The following is a 22,411-nucleotide window of genomic DNA, read 5'->3' as shown; positions in this document are numbered from 1 at the left end:
TCATTGTTTTACTTGTACGCTAGGCTGGGTATCATCTGCAGTTATATTCTTAGCTGGGTATTAACGCCCCACGCAACGCGATACAAATTAATCTTTTAAAGGAAGACGATGAACGATTACAACGCACCAGCGAATTTATTACGCGATAAAGTTATTCTTATCACCGGGGCTGGCGATGGGATTGGTGCACAAGCTGCAAAGACTTATGCCGAGCATGGCGCTATTTGTATTTTATTAGGTCGTACCGTATCTAAACTTGAGGCCGTGTACGACGATATAATCGCAGCCGGCGGTCAGGAACCTGCCATTGTTCCTTTAGATATAAAAGGTGCAACACCCTCTCATTATCAACAGATGACGCAGACCATTATTGACCAATTTGGTCGATTAGATGGTGTCCTTCACAATGCCGGCATTTTAGGTCACCTAAGTGCATTTAAAGATATTGATGCACAAGAGTGGCAAGACGTAATGCAAGTAAACCTAAATGGTATGGTTTATATGACGCAGGCGCTTATCCCGGCATTAGAAAAAGCCGAAAACGCATCAGTTATTTTCACTACATCGAGTGTAGGAAGAAAAGGTCGCGCATTTTGGGGAACATACGCTGTATCGAAGTTCGCTACAGAAGGTGTAATGCAAACCCTCGCTGATGAATATCAGAACAAGTCGCTGCGTTTCAACTGTATTAATCCAGGCGGTACCCGCACTCATATGCGTGCACAAGCTTTTCCTGCAGAAAACCCAGAAACATTAAAAACACCAGAAGATATTATGCCTATGTATCTTTACCTAATGGGTGATGAAAGTAAGGAAGTAAATGGTCAGTCTCTTGATTGCCAGCCAAAGTAGTCAATTAATTTTCATGCTTCTTTAAACAAAAACCGCCTAAGTTTGCACTTAAGCGGTTTTTCATTTAAGCATATAGCGCGTAATCAATAGTTAAATTACTCGCCCATTTTTGCCCATGTGTCTCTTAGACCTACTGTACGGTTGAAAACTGGCTTCTCGTCTGTGCTGTCTTTGTCTACACAGAAGTAACCAGTGCGTTCAAACTGCCAGGCGCCAACTTCAGGGACATTGTTAACCAACCCTGCTTCTACCCAGCCCTGTTTGATTTCCAAAGAGTCAGGATTAATAGCATCGGTAAAGTTTTCCTCTGCCGCCGGATTAGGCACATTAAACAAACGGTCATACAGTCTAAATTCTGCTGCCTGTGCCGTAGCTGCGTCTACCCAGTGAATAACGCCTTTCACCTTACGCCCATCAGCGGGATCTTTACCCAATGTTTCTGGGTCGTAAGTACAGTAAACAGTAGTTACATTGCCGTCTTCGTCTTTTTCAACGCGATTAGCTTTAACGACATAGGCGTTACGTAATCGTACTTCTTTATCTAGTACTAAACGTTTGAACTTTTTGTTTGCCGATTCACGGAAGTCTTCTGCTTCAATATACACTTCGCGGCTAAAGCTGATGCTACGTGTACCCATGGTTTCATCATTAGGATGATTCGGTGCAGTCAGCGTTTCTGTTTGCCCTTCATCGTAATTTTCAATAACAAGCTTAATCGGGTCTAACACGGCCATCGCACGCGGTGCGTTAGCATTTAAGTCGTCGCGAATACAGGCTTCCAACATAGACATTTCAACCATATTGTCCATCTTGGTCACGCCAATTCGCTTACAGAACTCAACCACAGAGCCCGGTGTATAACCACGACGGCGTAAGCCCGCTATAGTAGGCATACGGGGGTCATCCCACCCGCTGACATGGTTTTCATCGACTAATTGAATAAGACGGCGTTTGCTTAATACCGTGTACTCAAGATTAAGACGTGAAAACTCATACTGACGAGGCGTACAGTCAATTGAGATATTTTCGATAACCCAATCGTAAAGACGACGATTGTCTTGGAATTCTAAGGTACATAATGAATGCGTGATCCCCTCGATAGCATCCGAGATGCAGTGAGTAAAATCGTACATTGGATACACACACCATTTATCACCAGTTTGGTGATGGTGTGCATGTTTGACTCGGTAAATTACCGGATCGCGCATACACATGAATGGAGACGCCATGTCGATTTTGGCGCGCAAACTACACTCACCTTCCTTGTAGTCGCCTGCCGTCATCTTGGCAAACTCGCGAAGGTTAGTTTCAACGTCGGTGTCGCGATAAGGGCTGTTTTGACCAGGTTCTTTAAGCGTTCCACGCATCTCGCGCATCACTTCTTGCGCAGAAAAATCTACGTAAGCTAAACCTTTTTCGATAAGCTCAACGGCATATGCATGAAGTTGGTCAAAATAATTCGATGAATAACGCGCTTCGCCATCCCAGGTAAATCCCAGCCATTGAACGTCTTCTTTTATAGAATTAACGAACGTAATGTCTTCTTTTGCTGGGTTAGTATCGTCAAAGCGCAAATTGCACGAACCTGTGTAATCTTGTGCAATACCAAAATTCAAGCAAATAGACTTGGCATGACCAATATGTAAAAAGCCGTTCGGCTCTGGTGGAAACCGAGTTTTAATAGCGTCATGTAGACCACTAGCCAGGTCTTTATCAATAATCTGACGGATAAAATTGGTCGGACGGTGTTCAGTCTCGGCCATTCGCTTGTTCCCCTTATGCACGTAATATTTCAAAATCTCGCTGAGTATAACACTCTCGCAATTACTTCAACCATGTTTTATTCAAAGAAGCCTAACAAGTGATTGATTTAAGAGCGATCCACATATAAAGCGCACTATAAATACCACGCTAGCACCTGCTGAAACATAACTGAGGAGTAAAGCTTCATTAATTTCCACTAGCATTAGCAAAAAGCGCGCGATATGTGAAAAATATGGTAATCTAATCTGGCGACAACATTGTCGTAGCAGCAAAACATGGTGTTTATGAAAGAAAAAGCAACCTCTTTTGATATTGCCCACTTGGCAGGGGTTTCTCAATCAACCGTTTCGCGAGCGCTCAACAACAGCCCGCTGGTTAACCAAGAAACTCGAGACCGCGTTCAGCGCATCGCCCGGGAACTTAATTACAAGGTAGATAAGAATGCCAGTAATTTAAGAAAACAAAAGAGCAGCACAATTGCCCTACTCTTGTTTGAAGATCCAACATCTGACGACTCGATGATCAACCCTTTCTTTTTAGCGATGCTCGGTAGTATTACTCGCGCTTGTGCGCAAGCAAACTACGATCTCCTCGTATCATTTCAGAACTTAGAAGACGACTGGCACGCGGAGTACGAAGATTCAAACAAGGCTGACGGTATTATATTGTTAGGCTACGGTGACTACACTGACTATCAGAACAAAGTTGCTCAGCTTGAATCGCAAGGTACGCATTTTGTTCGCTGGGGGGCACCTGATGAAGCTCATCCGGGGGTCAGTATCGGCTGTGATAACTATCAAGGTGGTCAAAGCATTACTTCTCACCTCATCGGACTGGGTAAAACATCGTTTGCCTTTATTGGCGACAATGGCGAGCACGCACCGGAATTTAAAGCGCGCTTCGAGGGGTATTTTAAAACATTACAATCTCATGGCTTAGCGCAATCAAGTGTCCAGCGTAACGCCATTTCTACCGAGGATGCAGGCTTTGAAGCGGTCAAGTCATTGCTGCAATCTAGCGAACTACCTGAAGCTATTGTCTGTGCCTCAGACCTTATTGCCATGGGTGTTTTGCGCGCGTTGCGTCAAGCAAAAGTGAGTGTTCCTGACGATGTTGCTGTGGTAGGTTACGACAATATTGCCGTATCTGCTTACACCACGCCTTCGCTCACCACGGTGCAGCAAAACACAAAGCTTGCAGGTGAGTTATTGGTAAATACCCTATTGAAAGCAATAAACAATGAGGAGGTGGAGGATTACTTAATGCCCGCAGACATCATTGTACGCCAATCTTGTGGCAGCGAATAAACGGCGTTAACTTGTGCCTTTTTGAATAGCTATTACTTCCATAAAAAAGCCCCGAACGTTTACGCTCGGGGCTTTTTTTGACTTTCAATTTTTTGCGTTCGTCGTTTTTTACTGGCTAAGCAAGTTGTTACTGACGAGCAAGTTGATGTTCAATTTGAGTGAGTAACGCAGGGTTACTAGGCTTGCCTTCTCGAACCCACACTTGAACGCCATTAGCCTTAACGGTAGCGTTTAACGCAGCGCCGTCCTCTACGTTTTGGGTTTGCCCAGACAATTGTTCTACCCAATTGCCCGACTGCATTAGTTTACTCACCTCAAACGTTTGGGCATTCTCCCCCTTGTTTAGCAACACCAGCGCTGTTTGCTGCGCATCTTTGGTATCGATAACGCGGTAGAATGCCGCGCGATGGCCGCTAAGTTCCAGATTTACCTGCACACCGCGTTGCAAGGCAACAGTGTTCTTACGCACGTTGGCGATTCTTGTTAGCGCCTGTTGAATAGGATGGCTCTTAGCCTGATCGATACGTTGCTGGCCAAGGTAGTTACGATTACCAGCATGCTCAGCCGTACCGCGCATGAAACCGATTTCTGAGCCCATATAAACAACCGGTATACCTCGAACAGTAAAGAGCCAGTTGTGTGCATTAATAAACCCTTCATCTGTTGCATCAATGCGCGCCATATCATGGTTGTCATAGAAGGTGGTTAGTTCATAGGGGTTATTGTAAGGGCCGTGAGTGAGATATAGTACCTTTTCTAAATCTGCGAAATCACTTTCTAGCGGCTTTTCAAAGACGTTTACCATGGCTTTTTGCATAGGAAAGTCTAGAACGCTAACACCACCATTTTTAGGTAACGTATGCTGCGCAATATTTTTAGCTTCGTAGTCGAACGCTTCACCAAACATAAAGAAGTCTGGGTTTTGTTTGCGAATACGGTCAGACGCTTCACGCCAAAATGAATGCGGCACGTGCCTTATGGTATCTATCCTAAATGCATCAGCGCCTTGCGATATCCAATAAAGGTAACTGTTAATTAAATAATCCCGAACTTCTGGGTTCTCATCATCTAGGTTTGAAAGCTTTACTAAGTCTGGATAATTATGGAAAAAGCTATGTAGCGGATTGTTTTCAGGATCCAACTCTTCAGGCGCTAGGTTTTGATGGTCAGCAACTAAGTTTCCATCTTTATCGTAAAGCTCACCATAACCTGGCAAATCTTCTTTCATGGTAAAGCTTGGGGTGCCATGATTTGCAACGATATCAAACACTGATTTAAGACCGTGCTGACGCATCCGTGCGGTATAGTCACTTACGCTCAAATCGTCGCTAATTAAATGCTCATCCGCTTTATAAAAGTTAGTTGCCCAGTAACCATGATAGCCAGTTTTCCCGCCGTCTTTAAATGCACCGCCGTACGTAATAGGCTCGTCGCCGTTAAACGCATAGTCAGGGTTGTCATGTACAGGTGTCATCCATACCGCGGTGAAACCCATATCTTTGATGTAATCCGCGTTATTTAAGATGCCTTGTAAATCACCGCCCATATAACCCACATAGGCTTTTTTACCGTCGGGCCCTTCAAGCGGCAACTGCCAAGTAGGATGTTCACCACCCTGATCTTCGTGGTTATTCTTAGGGTCACCGTCGACAAAGCGATCTGTTACTACAAAGTACACCGCTTCGCTAGCAAAGGGCGTGCTGGTACCCACAATAGCCTGTGAAGTATGCATCTCTTTTTTATCTGAAGACGATGTAGCCGTGCTGGTGCAAGCCGAACAAAGCAAACCAGCTATCGTTAATGCAATTGCTGAACGTTTAAATAGCATATTAAGCTCCCTGCTCCGCTTCAAGTTCTTGTTTATCTGACTCTTTAACAAAGAAGACCGACACAGCACCAATTAGCATAGATACACCTGCAACCACAATAATGTACTTGGCATCGTTATCGAATACACTGCTTAAGATCCATCCAGCAGTTAGGCCTGAAACAATTTGCGGTGCTGCCACGGTGAAGTTGAATATACCCATGTAAACCCCGGTCTTATTCGCTGGTAATGCGCCGGCTAACATAGCGTAAGGCATAGCTAAAATAGCCGCCCACGCAATACCCACGCCTATCATTGGAATAAGAAGTTTTACCGCACCAAGTGGCACTGTCACTTCAGTAATGAGCAGGTTTACGTTCACCATAGTAAGGTCTTGAAATAGCAAGAAGCTTACATAGCTCAAGCCACCAAGCGCTAAAGCCGAAGCGTACACTGTTTTACGACCAAATTTATCAGCCAGCTTTGCTAAGAAAATAGAAAAGATTGCAGCGAACACAGAATACGCCGCGAAAAGTATGCCTACCCAGTCACCAGCAGCACCTTTTGCCATAACAATAGTCTCTGGCACCATAGGGGCCGCAGCGATATAAGCGGGGTCAAACCATTGCTTGTCAACGTTCCAAATATGTTGAGTTATAGCTGGCGTGGTGTAAACCCACATAATAAAAAGCGCAAACCAAGAGAAGAATTGAACAACTGCCAGTTGTTTCATAGTGGCAGGCATGTCTTTTACCAGAGCAAAAAACTCACCTAAACGTTGGCTAAGCGGTGCTTTAGCATTACTTTCATTTAAAGCGGCTTCATCGGTAAGGCCTTTGTAGCGATTATATTCTTGTGGCGCATACTCTTTAGTGCGTATAACGGTCCAAATAACCGTACCTAGCAGTACAGTCGCACCGATGTAGAATGCCCACATTACCGAAGGCGCAACCTCTCCCATTTGAGCGGTATTTTCCAGTCCTACCACATTGGTTAGAACGAATGGCAATATAGAACCAATTACCGCACCGATATTAATAAGAAGCGACTGAATTGAATAACCTATGTTGCGTTGTGACGCTGGTACCATATCGGATACCAGTGAGCGGAACGGCTGGAAACACACATTGAACGATGCATCCATCAGTGCAACCATTAAGGCCCCCATAAGCATAGGTGCTAAGAAGGCAACGAAGATCGGCGCATTGGGTAATAAGATCATGCCTACCACTGCAGCAAGCGCACCGGCAAGTATAAACGGCCGACGGCGACCTAATCGATTCCAGGTTCTATCCGATGCCGAGCCAACTATAGGCTGTACTATCAAGCCCATAATGGGCGCTACAAGCCAAAATAGCGATAGTGAATGAAGGTCTGCACCTAGGTCCGATAGTATCCGACTGACGTTTGCGTTTTGCAGTGCAAAACCAAATTGAACACCCAGAAAGCCAAAGCTGACATTCCATATTTGCCAAAAAGAAAGGCGTGGTTGAGTTGCTTGCATATTTTGCTCTATTTATTGTTTTACTTTAATTAATACGGTTATTGCACAATGAAAACATTAGCTGACATAGCAGGAAGGCTTATGGTTTCAGAGGCGTTAAATGTTTGGCCGTCACTCACGCGAGTTATTGATACATCCGTACCCAATACCTCTGCGTACTTTGCTAAAGGCAAATCTACCGGTTTTTTATTAAGGATAACCATAAGCTTCTGTGCTGTATCCTCGGCTACTCGAAAATATGTGTAAACCCCGTCTACAGGCGCATAATGTTTAAGCTCACCTTTAAATAATTGAGGATGAGTTTGGCGCAGCGCTAATAAGGTTTTTATACGCTCCTGCGCCCACAGCTCGTCACCAGAAAGGCCCTTACCGCTAAACGCATTTTTTTCGCTATCCGATGGCCACCCGCCAGGAAAGTCAGAGCGAATAATACCATGGTCTTCTGTCCCTTCATTGCCCATCAAAATCTCAGTACCGTAGAATACTTGTGGTATACCGCGCGTTGTTAAAAACAGCGTCATTGCCATATTCCATTTAGCTTTGTCGTTGTTTAACTGGGTGAATATTCTGCTCATATCGTGATTATCCGGAAAGATAACCAGATTATTCGGGTCACCATACAAGAAATCAGTAGCTAACGTTTCGTAAACTGTAATAAACCCAGAATTCCAGCTTTCATCGCTATTAAGCGCTTCAACAACGGCAGTTTGAAGAGGGAAATCCATCACAGAAGGCAACGCGCTATCATAATCATCGTGTCGCTGACTGCCTGCTTGCCAATAGGCTGTGATAGCAGGGTTTACCGACCACTCTTCCCCAACGATATTGAAGTTAGGGTATTCCTTCATAATACGGTTGGTCCACTGACTTAAAAACCCTTTATCAGGGTATGAATAAGTGTCTACTCGTATGCCGCTCAGATTTGCGGTTTCTACCCACCAAATTGCATTTTGAATTAAGTAATTTGCTAAATGTGGATTGCGCTGGTTGAGATCTGGCATTGTTGGTACAAACCAACCGTCGCTAAACCCTTTGATATCGCTTGCTATGGCGTGAGGGTCGTGAAGCGATTCACGCTTGTGGGTAGTACCCACAAACTGTCCGTTATTGTTTATCCAGTCAGAAGACGGTTTATCGTCCATCCATACATGCTCACTACCAATATGATTAAGCACCATATCCATAATAACGCCGATGCCGTTTTCGTTTGCTTTGTTACTTAGTTCAATAAACGTCTCATTAGAGCCAAAGCGCGGGTCAATGTTGTAGTAATCGGTGGTAGAATAGCCATGGTAGCTGTACTTTTCCATTGCGTTTTCAAGCATGGGCATCGTCCATATTTGGGTGAAGCCCATCTCTTTTATATAATCGAGGTTATTAGCAATGCCCTCGATATCACCACCGTGGCGCCCGCCTTTAAAAGTCCTATCGACCTTATCCTGATAACCATCAATGTTGTCATTTTCCAAATTGCCATTAGCAAACCGGTCGGGAGCAATTAGGTATATGGCATCTTCTGGCCCAAAGCCTTCTCTTTCTGACGAACCTTTGGCACGTTCTTCCAAAGAATAGTGAATGTCCCGTGAACTACCGTCCTCGTCTTTTAACGATAACACCAATTCTTGCGGACTCGCGTCGGCAATATCTAGCGTTACAAAAAGATAGTTTTCACTATCAAGTGCTCTGCTTTGTTTTATTTGCACACGCCCTTCGGACACGGAAACCTTATCATCAGCAACGTCTTTGCCAAAAATCATCAGTTCTACTTCAGTATGTTGCATGCCTGCCCACCAGTTAGGTGGATAAACGTCTAGGTTACTTTCTTGTGAAGAAAAAGCAGAAAATGCTGGAAATAAAGTAGCAAGGCTAACAACAAGTGAGCGCGAGACACTACGTGATGAGAAAATAGCATTAGTTACGCGGTTTCGATTAAACATATAGACACCGATGTTAAAAATACGTTAAGTGCAAAATATTACCGAGATACTACATTGCATAGCCTGACTGACCAATGCTCTGCATACGTATTCACGAGACACCAAGTCAATACACAGGGTGTCTCGTTTAAATAAAATCTCTAGCATTAGATTTCGTTTATAGCTTTACACACTATCTAGAAGGCAAATACTTTCGTCTCTAGTCCATCTAGTGATAACGAGGCTCTGTAGTTAACATCACCTTTTTCTAAGATAATGCCGTCATGAGAAAGAAGTGGCTCAAGGCTAATAGTTTTGTTATTTGCACTTAATACGCTTGCTGGTACTGTAAATTCTATTTCCCCTACTGGTGCATCACTAAAATTTGCGATAACCAAGAAACCATGATCATCTTGTACACGAGCAAATGTAAATTGCTGCTCTGAATACGCTGAATTTTCGACGCCGAGATTGAGCGCGTGGAGGCTTTGGTAATTACCAATAGTGGCCGGGTTAGTAGCGGCGATAGACATCACGCGTTTGTAAAACTTATGCAGTTCTTTTTCTTCCTTTGTAGATTGACCACCATCAAATTTTCCATTATTCATAAACCGCTGATGAGCAGGAACGCCAACGTAATCGAAAATAGACGTACGCGTTGGGTCGCCAAAGCCTGTCTCTTCGCTGCCGTCTTCGCCCACATCTTGGCCAAAATAAAGCAGCGTTGGAGAACTGCTTATAAGCGTACTCACGGCAAGTGCAGGCTTACCTTTTTCAGCGCTACTTGCAAAATCAGGGCTAGCAATACGCTGCTCATCATGGTTCTCTAAAAAGTGCAGCATGTGTGGTGCAATATCGCTAACTTCTTTGTGAACAGCGACCAGGTCACTAACCTTGCTCTTTCCTTGCATAATTGCTTTTAGCGTATCGTAAAAGCCTACCTTGTCGTATAAATAGTCCATCTTGCCTTTATGAAGGTAATCGCGATATTTGTCAGGCTGATAAACTTCTGCCAGCAAGAATGCATCAGGTGCTTTTTGCTTAATGCTGCTGTTGAGAAAAGACCAGAACTCTACTGGTACCATTTCGGCCATATCAAAACGAAATCCATCGACCCCTTTTTCAACCCAATAATGGGCAATGTCTCTGAATTTGTACCACGAGTCGGGAAGATCTTTCCCTTGCCAAAACGCGGCGTGCTCTGCGATAGATTTTCGACTGTATTCGTCTGGTAGCAAGGGAAAATCATAGGAACCGTCTGGCTTCACACCATAATTAACCTTTACTGTTTCATACCAGTCGTTAATATCTGGCTGCGCTGCCCTTGCACCGTTCCCTGTCCACTTTGCAGGAAACTCATCGAACTTACCGTCTGACAATGGGTGGGGCTCGCCACCTAGCACTTGGTAATTATCAGCAGAAGGCACTTTAAATGCTTCGCCAACGACATAATAGAAGTTGTTATCGCGGGCATACTCTACAGACGTATCGTCTGTTGCACCAAAATCACTTACCCCTTCAGGGGCAGAAAGCGAATGATAATCGCGGGCCACGTGGTTAGGAACAATATCGATAATGACTTTCATACCCGCAGCATGAGTTCTTTCAATCAGGGCTTCGAACTCTTCTAGGCGCTTTGCTGGGTTATCAGCTAGGTCAGGATTAACATTGTAATAATCTTTTACAGCGTATGAGGAACCAGCGCGGCCTTTCACTACATCGGGGTCGTCATTTGATATACCGAAGTCAGTATAGTCATTGATTACTGCATGATGTGGCACACCGGTATACCAAATGTGACTGGTGCCTAAAGCCTTGATGGCTTCAAGAGCTTTAGGGGTAAAGTCGCTGAATTTGCCTACGCCATTTTGCTCGATCGTACCCCAAGGCTGATTAGTAGAATTAGTATTTCCAAATAGTCGAGTGAATACCTGATAGACCACTGGTTTACCTTGTCTTTCACTGTTATCCGTATGCGTTAACATATCACTTTGTTGATTTGATGCTGAAGACTTACTTCCTTTGCCCTCGTGTGTTTGATTATTTGCTGATGGCGACGGACCAGTGCACGCCATCAAACTCAATGAAAGCATAGCAACAGATAGAGGCTTAAGGGAAAAACCCGACTTTTTATTAAACATAGTTTTCGTGACAAAAATGTAAATGATGCCAACAGGATACGCGTTAAATGTATGTTAAAAAACATGCATACGTATTCAGAAATGAAAAAGCCGCCCTAGAGGACGGCTTTTAAAAATGGCTTTACAACAATGTCTAAGCCGCTTGTGCCACACGCAATGGTTTCTGTATGGGACGAGCGGTATGTGTCGGAACAGTTTCAACAGCGTGTAACGCATTATCAAGCTTACTGTGGATCTTCTTGTGAAAACTTTTTAGCGGCTTAGCTAAGTCTTCTAATAATACGTTCGTAGATAGCCTATAGGGAACACGCTTACCGTTAAACTCTACGGCATCTCCTACTGGATTGAAATGAATACCAAATGCTTTCATTCTTCTTGCTAATTTGGGCTCCATCAAAACGTATGCATGCTTAATATTTAAGTGTTGGCAGATACTGGTTGCCATTAAATACAGCGCAATAGAAAGATAAGGAAAGTGCTCTACGTTAAATGGTGTACTCTTCTTTTGTTTTATCTTTTTAAGCTTATCGGCAGGCAGGATTTTCGAACGCATTTGGCGAACTCTGAACTCTCTTGGAATTGCCAATCTTGATATCTCACAAATGCTCGTAGGGTCGCAACTAGAGGGAAGCAATGAACCGTCATCAAAAGCATCTGCGCACTTTTCTTCTAAAGGCAGCGATAACCCTGCTTCGGTCGGCAAGACCAAACGAATGGTACCTGCGCATTCGCCTGTTGGTCGGTGTTTTATGTAGCAGTTGATGGCGCGATCGTCGTATTTATCTTTTTCAATGGCTGCCGCGTTTTTTTGCTCAAACTTCATTTCCTCGCAATAAACTTTATGACGGGTTTTATAGCTCACTTGTTTTTCATTTTCTTCGTTAGCTATAACGAGTTCATAACGGCTAAAAAAGAAGCTGGTGATAGTTTCTTCAAGTGACAATCGGCGTGGAAATGCTTTAAGCAGTTGTCGAGGTAACTGGTTTAACTTGTTAGTTACAGCACTATTTAGCGCACGAGCAGCGCTCATTGTTGTTGTTTTCAACGCAAAAGTCCCCTAATTTATCTTAATTATTAGGCTTGTGGGTAACTTCCTGTTCGCAGCAGTAGCCTTTGGTATATTGTTTTAAATTAATATTTAAAACGCTATTTTATCTTTGTCTTATTATTGGTATCTCGGCTTTGTCTGATAAGCGCATCCCCACTTACAAAATCAGACTTTGATAGGCGGTCATACAGTAAAACATTCGCTGTTGCCGCCAAATTCATACACGAATACGTGGGTACATAAACAACGTGGTCGCACCACGAGAGAGTGTCTTCGCCTACACTTCCATCTTCAGGGCCTAGAATATAAAAGGCATTTTCTGGGTGTTCAAACGTTGGTAAAGGCTCAGCGCCTTCAACAAGTTCAACCGCAACTACGGACGCCCCCTCTGGTACAACATCCCGTAAATTATCAACGCCAACCGTCGGAATAACCTTATGAAACGCTTTCGTATCTGCATTAAAGTCTTTAGCGAAACGATAACGCTGCCCCGTATAAAACACGCTAGCGACACCGTAGCATCCAGCAGCACGTAAAATAGATGCTACGTTGACTGGATTTTTTGGGTTAACTAGCCCAATCGAAATTTTTTGATTTGCTATTTGCACTTTTTATTAGCTTTTTATTATTTGAGTTTGATACTGCCACGACTTAAAGCAAGCTGCTACGCGTAACCACAAAAAATTAACCATAAGTATTAGAATAAATACATAAAACCTACAGCGACGTCATCGTGACCGATACGTTGTTGCAGGTAATCAGTTATTGGTTTACGCCTTAGCACAACCCTATCAATCAGGCCATTTAATGCGCTAAATGCTATTTTCTCGTCTACAACTTTACGCTTTTCTTATATTGGCAAGCGTTTCACGTGTCTGTAATTAACGTATTAAAGAAAATAACTAATCTTGTTCAGGTTACAGCAAATTGCAGACCAATAGTGTGAAAATTTTGCAAGTTCGGTGCAAAGTTTACATCTTTAATAACATGTAAAAGATAAACACTCTTTTTATCAACTAGTTATGATAAAAAATAGGGTTTGGTGCGTTTAGCTTGTTGTAGGAGCTAGTATTTGTTTTGCCAGATCAATTGTCTGATTAGGGACAAGAACTAATAAAAAGTGAAGGTTATAAATAAACTATAGACGATAGGCCCGATAGTGTGTTGCCATTTTGAAACACGATAACCCTCTGTAAATATTGACTTTCTTTACGAACAAAAAAAAGCTTGGATGATATCCAAGCTCTTAATGATAACTGTTGCTAAATTCATACAGGACTTTCGTATAATTGCTGCGGACTCTCTAGGCTATTTGGTAATTTAAACCATCAGCATTTGAATTAAGATTTTTAAGATGACGTCGGGCCATACGCCTACCCTGCCCATAACCTCTCAATAACTTCTTCTTATCCATAGTAAGTCGTTTAACGCAGAAAGCTTCATCCGGTGCTATTACTCGAATGATGCAGTCGGTCGGTGGTTGTTTAAAAAAATCGAGGGTTTCATTATAAATGGTCGCGCGCTTAAGCATTTTTTCTAGAATTGCGGGTTGGTTTCCATACATCTTTTGCATCAACCAGGTTGATTTTACTTCAGGCTTAGTAAACCCAAGTGGTTGAGAAAGTATTACGGTAATGTCCCTTGCCCCCATGTTATAAGCTTTAATTGCAGGTATTGCATCTGCAACTCCGCCATCCAGGTAGCGCGTACCGTTAATGATTATTTCATCTCGATATGCGGTAGGTAGCGCACAAGATGCTACCATCAATTCGTCTACATTAGTTTCTGTGGCCTGAATATATTCACATTCACCTGATTCAGCATTCGTAATACCCACGTACAAGGGCATACTGCTCTTTTCACCTGGAGAGGGAATGTTCATTGATTGCTTTGAATGATGCCATAACCAATGCACATCTGTCATATGACCACCTTTTATGAATCGTAGCGGACTAAAGAACTCTCGCTTCGTTGCATATTGGGTGATAATAGTTTTACTCAAACCTTGCATTTTGGAAACGTAAGTCGACAAATTTGTCGCCCCAGCGGACACCCCTAGCGTAAAATCAAAGGGGTAATAGTCTTGCTCCATGAATTTATCTAGTACGCCAGCCGCAAATATTCCGCGCATAGCGCCACCTTCTACAACTAATGCACTTTTCATCTGTTCTCTCCCTGTAGATACATTCATAACCTTCTGGTAGGACCACTTCCGGTAACAATTATCCTACAAGAGAATCAAGAGATATGCCAAGAAGAAAAAAACCGCGAACAAGGTCGCGGCTTTTAAATTGATAACACTTAGACGTTAACTAAATTTTCTGATGAGCTTTTATTTCATCGTTACAGTCAACATGGGTGCATTACCATCGGGCCCGGCAACCTTAAATTCATAAAGGCCAGATTCAGCGATTTCAATCATCAAATTGTTATTGCTCGCTCCCAAAATTTTAGGCTCACTTGGCGTGACGATATTACTCGCGGCATCGTTAGGATTACCAAGGTTTACCGTTGACCAATCTTCAGAGGCAACTTTAAACTCGATGCTACCTGCACTTAACTCGATGTCGGCTGCGTAAACACCCTCTCCTTGATACTCAAACATATCTGCTACACCCCAACCGTTCATACCACCGCGAATATAAACTTGGGTGTCTCCCCAAAATGCTTCTTTAAATACACCAATGGTAGGGGCATCTAAGTCAGTCACGTTGAACACAAACACATAGCGATCAGCAGTTTCAATGTTTAGAACAAGGTTATCGTTAGTCGCAGCCAAACCAAGGGTTTGACCTGGCGCTAAGTTACGGTCGGCATCGTCGGCAGACAACGCACCAAAGTTCACTGTACTCCAGTCTTCGGACGCCACTTTAAACTCGTACGTGCCAGGCTCAATATCTCGAGCAAAGGTATAGATACGACCACCTTGGTAAGAAAACTCATCGTCTGTACCCCACCCGTTCATTGCACCACGAAGGTACACAGGCGTTCCAACGTAGGGTTCTTCGTTTTCAATCATTAATATAGGCGCTTCGCTGTCTGATGCATCGATGGTAAACAGGTATGTTGCACTGATATCAGGTGTAAACGACAGGTTAGTATTAGTCCGAGCAAGTACTTTCTCCTCTTTTGCTATTACCATCCCATCTTCACCATCTGCAGCACCAAAGTTCACCGTGCTCCAATCCTCAGAGGCAAACTTAAAGCCATAAGTTACACCGCCTTCAAGCGCAGCTGTAGCCGTATATACACCGTCACCTTGATAAGTAAATGCATCATCCGTTGACCAACCGTTCATGTCTCCACGAAGGTAAGTAAGGGTATCGCCGTAGGGCACAACGTCAGGCGCGCCAGAAGTTGCATACGCTGATAGACCGTACCCTTGAGCCCCAGACTGAGGCTTAACAAACACAGCAATAGTCAGTGCAGGTACAGTAAAGGTTCCGTTAACGTCTTCACCCTCAACAAAAGTTGCACCACGTACTGCGGCATCAACTGAGTTCATTTGTGTTGCGTGAAGTGAAAAGCCGGTTGCTGTATTTACAGTGATAGATTTCTCTTCGTAACCCGTGTTAACCAGAACCATCACCGCATCGTTCATCATATCTAGGTCTTGACGAGATACTTCGCTGTTATCTGATACACCATCGTCAATACTCATTGCGATAAGACCACGCTGTTGGCGTGAACCAATATTGTGGAACCCAATACGATCGATAATATCTTCCGCCGAGGTTAATCTAAACAAAGGACTGGTCATTCTAATGTTTAGCAACTCCGCAAATACGTCTGATGCAAACATAATGTCCGCCATAGAAGCTGCACGGTTAGGGTTGTAAATAAATTCACCCATTTCTTCCCAACGGGCTTCATTGTCTTGTGCTAACGGTAAGCCTACATTCCAGTTATTTGTCTCGTATGTGAAATCTACATAGTTAAACCAGTCACCCGAGTCATAGGTATTTCGATCCATTGATTTAGAGCGAAGCATTTCGCCGCCCATCTGTAGAAATGGAATCCCCTGAGACACTAGGTTAATGCCCATAGCCACATTTTGTGCGCGCACTCTCTGCGCTAACGTGATGTCTTGTGGAAGCGTGTAATTTAATTGGTCCCACAAGGTTTCATTATCGTGTTTAGACACATAGTTAATGATGTCTGCGGGGTCTTCTGCATAGCCGCCCAAGTTACTCGTCGCACCAGCACTGCCTGAAGAGGTTTCCAATACATAGTCTTTAAGCGTACCAATCATGCCCATTTTCACACGGTCTTGTGCACTTAACAGCCCATCATCTTCGGGTCGAAATATAGCGCCCTGACGAATAGCTTCACGAATGCGATCGTTATAAGTACCAATTTCAGTACCGGCCATATTGAGCTGGCTGGCTTGCTCGTAACCGCGGTCTATTTTGGTCCAACCCTCGCCATAAAAGTAGTTGTCTTCATCAATAGCTTTAACAGCATCACGAAGGCGTACCATGGTGTCTTTGGTTGCCTGACTCATGATGTCAAAACGGAAAGAGTCGTACTTGTAGTGTTCAGCCCACATAAGCAACGAGTCTTCCATGAATTTTTCCATCATCACATTACGTGGTTCTGTGTCATCACAGCACGTTTCGCGGACAATCGCCCCACTATCTACCTCATAACGGTGGTAATACCCTGGTACAGCTTTATCTAGAACAGACTTACTGAAAATACCAGATGCGTTGGTATGGTTATAAACCACATCGAGTGCAACACGAAGCCCCATTTCATGAAGCGCTTGGATCATAGCGCGCATTTCTACAATACGTTCAACACCTTCAGCACTTGATGCATAGCTACCTTCAGGCGCATTAAAGTGATGAGGGTCGTACCCCCAATTGAACGTATCCAGATTGCGTAAGTCATCGGTCAACTGCTGAGCTTTACCCGCTTGTGATAACGGGTCGTAAGCGTTGTAAACATCAATCAATAATGTGTCCGCGCTTTCTTCTTCACATACCGCAGCACTGCTATTTAAGCGACAAAGTTTGCCCACTGTATCGTACAAATCAACAGTGTTAGTTGGGTCTTCATCAATAGTTGCGATGTCATTCGCTGGAAGGATATGAAAATAGGTTAGCCCTGCCTCTACCAACTTTTTAAGGTGCTCAACCGGTGCCGTTCCCTCTTCGGTAAAGGCGAGGTATTTCCCACGATTTTCTTCGGAAGTAGACATATCGCGCACGCTGAAATCACGTATGTGACCTTCGTAAATAACCGCGTCTTCATAATTTTCTACCGTAGGAATGGTGTGAGTATCCCACCCCTCAGGTTTTAAATCTTCATCGGCAAGGTTTACAAAGCGTGAGAAACGACCGTTTGTGCTAAGCGACACAGAATATGGGTCTGTTACAAGCAGGGTTTCTACGTTACCTGTAACAGGGTGATATACCGTAACCTCATAGCGATAAAGCTGACGGTCTAGCGACATATCGCCTTCATAGCGCCATACGCCTGACGCGTCATCACGTACCATATCTATACGCTGACTTAACGTTTTATCATCGTTATAAAGCAAAAGGTCGACATTCGAAGCGGTAGGCGCCCACAGCGCAGCGGTAATACCTTGGTCTGTATAAACCCCGCCAAGTTGTGCCTCGTCGGCATCATCTTCACCCATGGTGTAAAGTGCATCAATTGCGTTTGCCAGTTGAATACCGGTTGCTGCTACAAGTGCACCGTCTGCATCATATCCTCCAACGACCGCTTGTGTCGTCAGTACAGTTTTCGCATCTTCAACCGACCAGTCTCCTTCCCACGCCTGCATCGAAGATAAATGCAATGCGCGAGCAGATTGCTCTTCGGTAAGTGTTGTACTCATTAGCGCTACTTCATTACCATTGATACCCTCTTCTAGGGTGCTCTGTAAATCAGCCTGGGCTGAATAGTGAAGTTTCACTTCTGATACAGTTTCGGGAACATCCCATAAAATGGTGTTCGCATCTAACCAATGGGCACCAAAGCCTTCTATATCAACCGGCTGTGGCCCAAGCGACATGATCGGGAATTCAAAAATCGTTGGTTCGCCCGAAAGAGTAAAGTTCATTCGCACAAAAGTTTCATCGTCTTGTACTAATGAAGCTTGAAAATCACCGCCACCCATCTCTTTACCTGCATCATCAGTACCTTTGTGAATGATGAAGTTATGACAGCTGCCGTAACCTTCTTTAAGATCTAATATCCAATAGGCCCCATAGTTCGGATCGATACCGCTATGAATTCGACCGTTCGCCCAATCCGTGTCTGCGTCAGCATAGGCATCACATTCGTCATTGTTCCAAGTATGTAGTCGCCATCCTTCATAAGCAGCGTCGTTACTAGAATTATCCGCGTCAACCGCAGCGCGATTGTAATATAGTACCGCTTGATTAGATGACGGGGTAAATACAGGCGCAGGTAGACTTGGATCGGCCCCAGCTTCACACGCGTCGTTTGCTTCGTTAGGTACTAACGGCGCGTCACATTGAATAGGAGGCGGCGGCTCGCAGGCCGTTCCTGCTGCATTAGGTACATTGGGCACTTCACAAGTAAGCAAATCGTTTGTGCCTGACTCTACGCCAGAACCGCCGCAACCCGTAAGTGTATAAGCGCCTACTAAAAGTAACGCTGTCCGCACTACTTTCTTTTTAGTAAACATAAAATTCTCCTGAATATTTTCGCTATTTTTGGCAACTGAACGTTTTTGTGCGTCGCCAAATAAATTACCTAAGATGTTGTTTTTCATAGTTGATATGTCATTCCTAGGTAATATTGGGTGCCAAAGTACTGAATAGTGCCGGTTTGCTCTTCTGACGCGAAATAGCTTTTGGTTGGCTCATCCGTTAGATTGTTTACTTGAAACAGAACGCTCCAATTGTCGTTAATTTCGTAAGACGCTTGGTAATCAATAACCAGTTCGTCATCAAAGTTAACAACCTGATCGTTAACCGCTACTTGCTGAGATACGAAGGCATCGCGATAGCGACTAGATAGGCGGGTTTCAAAGCCCTCGTATTCCCAGAAAACGGTTAGTGTTGCCACGTTTTCAGAAAGCCCTGGTAAATTAGCGGCATAAACGCCATCGCCAAGGGTGCGCTGAATTTCACTTTCCGTATATGAGTAGCTTGCGCTAACCCCTAAGCCTGACCATAACCCAGGTAGCATGCTGTAAATTTGCGTGTAGGCGACTTCTAGTCCTCTAATGTAGCCACCTTCTGCGTTATTTACCGCAGTGCTATAGCTTCCGTTTTCTGTAGGCACAGTAACAAAGATAGGATCGCCGTTTTCATCCCTTGCTAGTTCAGCTTCTTGCCCTGCAAATTCAGGGGTTAAGTAGACTGGAACGCTTACGTTGTCTGGAATGACTATGCCGTTTGCTTCAAAGTCGTAAGGCTCTATTTCAATGTCTTCTACAAATGACTCAATGTCTTTATAGAAACCCGCTACAACCAGAGCCCCTTCTGTATCTGAGAAGTAATATTCCCATGACACATCGTACTGTGTAGCGTAAAACGGCTCTAAGTACGGGCTATTACGGGCATTACCACTAACCCTTGCTGTTGGGTTTGAAAGCGTGATTTCACCTGAGTCTCTGTCTTGGAACGCAGTAACTGTTTCAATAGTAGTAGACGCATTCGCCGCAAAACGGTTAATTGGCGCTCTCCCCATTACTTTTGCGGCAGCTACTCGAAGCTGAGTATCGTCAGTTAGTTTAAAGTTCAGGTTAATAGAGGGCAGTACATCTGAATACTCGTGGCTGATTAACGCTGGACGATAAAAATTATTGATGAGCCCTACGTCATCTGTAATGTTTTGCGCGCCTGCCGTAGGGTCGCTTACCTCAACCGACGTCCCCGTTTCTAAGTCTTGAATAAGCTGGGTAGCGCGCTGCAGTGTAGTTGAGCTCTGTTTGCTTTTAACGTATCTAACACCGATATTACCCGTAACAGGAATACTACCAATTTCAGTGTTGATGTTTGCCATTAAGTAAGCCGAGTTTACGGTTTCAAATACATCACCGCTTTCTTGCAGTGTCCACGCTGTAGCTGGGCCTGTTCCTGGGCCATTGATAACGCCAGCAGCTCCAGGCCCCCATGTTTGAACAGGCTGCGGTCTACCTTCTGGGAACCAAGCATTGAGCGCACTGTTTAAATCGACTGATAAATAGCTTGGGAAATATCCAAAATCACCGCTCCAATCAACTTGTTCAACCATGTCTGACGTTAAACGAAGTGGCGGTTCACTGACTGAAAAGGCACTGTCATTACCGTATTCAAAGACAGAGCGATCGTTGTTGTATTCCCGGTCTGAATAACGATATCCAAATTCAAAACCAGAGATGATTGGTGCGTCTACGTAATACTGGAAGTCGACACGGTATGCATCTAGCTCATCTTTGTTTTCAAATGGATAGATACCGTACTTGCTCACCATGACCCGGTCTAAATCGGTAAAGGCATCAGTTTGGTTAAAACCAATATCAGGCAGGTTTAAGCCGTTCAGCAAATAAGATATTTGAACGTTTTCATCAAATACTGGGTTCGCAGCTGTCGCATCTTCGCCTACAAGCGACCATAACAAGCCGTTTCTAAAGTCACTTTCAGCACTTGAACGAGATACGTCAAACTGAACTGCTAAATCCGGTGATATTTCCCAGCTAGCATTAACACCTAAGTTAGTAACACTGTCGAAGTCTTGATTGTCGTCGTTTACCAGTTCAACTCGGGTGAAGCTATTGTCTGTGCGAGAAAAAGTACCGCCAACGACGCTGTTGTTTACTACAACCGGGTTAGTAATACCCGCGTTGATACCGCCTAACTTAACGCGAAATCCCCGAGCAAATGCTTCAGAATCAAATTTTGAAATGAAGGCATCAGCTTTTAAGGTGAATGTATCGATAGGCGCCCATTCAAACGCCGCAACGTAGCCATCGCGCGTTTCTTCACCGCCCTTGTGCTGCATCTCAAAACCTTCTGAAATGAGCTCACAGTTTGGACAGTCTGCCGAGCCGTCGGTATCCCCTTCCAGGCCATCAACATCTACCTGACCGTTATAAGCTAAACCGATGAACTGCGTAGAAACGCTTGGCTGGAATAGACGTGCATAACCCAATGATACACCTAGGGTATCGTCTAGAAATTTACCTTGATAAGAAAAGCTTAGTCTATGACCGTATTCTGTAGCATCGCTTATTTCGGATGCTCTATCGTTATACATACCACGCATGTTAGCGCTAAATTTATGTTGCTCTTCAATGGCAAGTGGTGATGCTGTTTTTAGTTCTACCGTACCCGCAATACCGCCTTCAATTAGCGATGCCTTGGGAGATTTATAAACCGCTGCCTCGCTAATAAGCTCAGACGGATATTGGTCAAATTCAATAGCGCGACTTCCGCTGGTGGATACCTGCTCCCTACCGTTTAACGTAGAAAAAACAAAGTCACCTGATAAACCGCGAATATTGATTTGCGCCGCTTGTCCGCCGGTACGCACTGCCGAGATACCCGGCAAGCGGGTCAGAGCATCGGCCATAGATACGTCGGGAAGCCCGCCAAGGTCATCTGCAGATATTTGCTCAGAAACCGTGTCAGAGAAACGTTTTTGGTTTAGTGATTGAATTAAGCTGGTACTGAAACCACGTACTTCGATACGCTCTAAGGTATCTTCATCTGGTCGTTCAACTTCATCTACGGGTGTGTCTGGAGACTCTTGAGCATAGAGCGGCAGCGCACTAAACGCGACCCCACTACTGATCAAGGCCGCCATGATAGTGCTGGGTTTGAATGTTTTCATTGGTGTCCCATCCTTGTTTATTATCGACATTTTTAGGAATACCACACCCAAAAATGCCTCTTATGGTTCAACACCAAATACTACTGGTTTGTATAAAAAGGGAGCAATGCTATGCATACGTATTCATTTACATATGAGAAACATATATTTAATGAATCGTGGTTTTTTAGCAATTTAGTTAACATTTTATTATCAGAAATAAAAAAGCAGCCATATGGCTGCTTAATAGAATGCGCGTTTATTTACCTCGCTAATGCGTTAAGAATACGCAAAA

General features: G+C 44.0%; 12 protein-coding genes. 2 read left to right on the top strand and 10 right to left on the bottom strand.

The window, feature by feature from the left end:
• Nucleotides 1-108 precede the first annotated feature (108 nt).
• Entirely contained in the window at nucleotides 109-852 is a 744-nt protein-coding gene (locus PCAR9_RS09625; protein WP_179983409.1) for a YciK family oxidoreductase, read from the top strand.
• Nucleotides 853-947: 95 nt separating this feature from the next.
• Here the strand turns inward: PCAR9_RS09625 and glnS are convergent, their stop codons facing one another.
• Nucleotides 948-2,615: a glutamine--tRNA ligase gene (gene glnS, locus PCAR9_RS09620; RefSeq protein WP_179983408.1), complete on the bottom strand. Its 1,668-nt coding sequence runs from the start codon at nucleotides 2,613-2,615 to the stop codon at nucleotides 948-950.
• A 285-nt stretch (nucleotides 2,616-2,900) separates the two neighbouring features.
• Between glnS and PCAR9_RS09615 the strand changes: the two genes are divergently transcribed.
• Entirely contained in the window at nucleotides 2,901-3,923 is a 1,023-nt protein-coding gene (locus PCAR9_RS09615) for a LacI family DNA-binding transcriptional regulator (protein ID WP_179983407.1), read from the top strand.
• 127 nt (nucleotides 3,924-4,050) lie between these two features.
• Here the strand turns inward: PCAR9_RS09615 and PCAR9_RS09610 are convergent, their stop codons facing one another.
• The 9 genes from PCAR9_RS09610 to PCAR9_RS09570 form a co-directional block, all read right to left on the bottom strand.
• Nucleotides 4,051-5,751, bottom strand: a complete 1,701-nt coding sequence (locus PCAR9_RS09610; protein WP_179983406.1) for an alpha-amylase family glycosyl hydrolase — start codon at nucleotides 5,749-5,751, stop codon at nucleotides 4,051-4,053.
• 1 nt (nucleotide 5,752) lies between these two features.
• Nucleotides 5,753-7,234, bottom strand: a complete 1,482-nt coding sequence (locus PCAR9_RS09605; protein ID WP_179983405.1) for an MFS transporter — start codon at nucleotides 7,232-7,234, stop codon at nucleotides 5,753-5,755.
• A gap of 38 nt (nucleotides 7,235-7,272) precedes the next feature.
• A complete protein-coding gene (locus PCAR9_RS09600) occupies nucleotides 7,273-9,171 on the bottom strand; it encodes a glycoside hydrolase family 13 protein (RefSeq protein ID WP_179983404.1) in 1,899 nt (632 codons plus the stop codon).
• A gap of 176 nt (nucleotides 9,172-9,347) precedes the next feature.
• The gene (locus PCAR9_RS09595; RefSeq protein WP_232091168.1) at nucleotides 9,348-11,291 is read right to left on the bottom strand and encodes an alpha-amylase family protein; all 1,944 of its coding nucleotides are present in this window, start codon (nucleotides 11,289-11,291) and stop codon (nucleotides 9,348-9,350) included.
• Between the two features lie 133 nt (nucleotides 11,292-11,424).
• Nucleotides 11,425-12,336: a PEP-CTERM/exosortase system-associated acyltransferase gene (locus PCAR9_RS09590; RefSeq protein ID WP_232091167.1), complete on the bottom strand. Its 912-nt coding sequence runs from the start codon at nucleotides 12,334-12,336 to the stop codon at nucleotides 11,425-11,427.
• Between the two features lie 101 nt (nucleotides 12,337-12,437).
• Nucleotides 12,438-12,947 carry an RNA methyltransferase gene (locus tag PCAR9_RS09585; RefSeq protein ID WP_179983403.1) on the bottom strand — a complete coding sequence of 170 codons (510 nt, stop codon included), beginning with the start codon at nucleotides 12,945-12,947 and terminating at the stop codon, nucleotides 12,438-12,440.
• Between the two features lie 695 nt (nucleotides 12,948-13,642).
• Entirely contained in the window at nucleotides 13,643-14,503 is an 861-nt protein-coding gene (locus tag PCAR9_RS09580) for a patatin-like phospholipase family protein (RefSeq protein ID WP_179983402.1), read from the bottom strand.
• A gap of 168 nt (nucleotides 14,504-14,671) precedes the next feature.
• Nucleotides 14,672-19,003, bottom strand: coding sequence for an alpha-1,6-glucosidase domain-containing protein (locus PCAR9_RS09575; RefSeq protein WP_179985195.1), 4,332 nt, complete (start codon nucleotides 19,001-19,003; stop codon nucleotides 14,672-14,674).
• 83 nt (nucleotides 19,004-19,086) lie between these two features.
• Nucleotides 19,087-22,137 (bottom strand): TonB-dependent receptor, encoded by a 3,051-nt coding sequence (locus PCAR9_RS09570; protein ID WP_179983401.1) that lies wholly within the window; start codon nucleotides 22,135-22,137, stop codon nucleotides 19,087-19,089.
• Nucleotides 22,138-22,411: the final 274 nt, after the last annotated feature.

Source organism: Alteromonas macleodii, assembly GCF_903772925.1.
GTDB lineage: Bacteria > Pseudomonadota > Gammaproteobacteria > Enterobacterales > Alteromonadaceae > Alteromonas > Alteromonas macleodii_A.
This window is presented reverse-complemented; position numbering and strand designations above follow the sequence as displayed.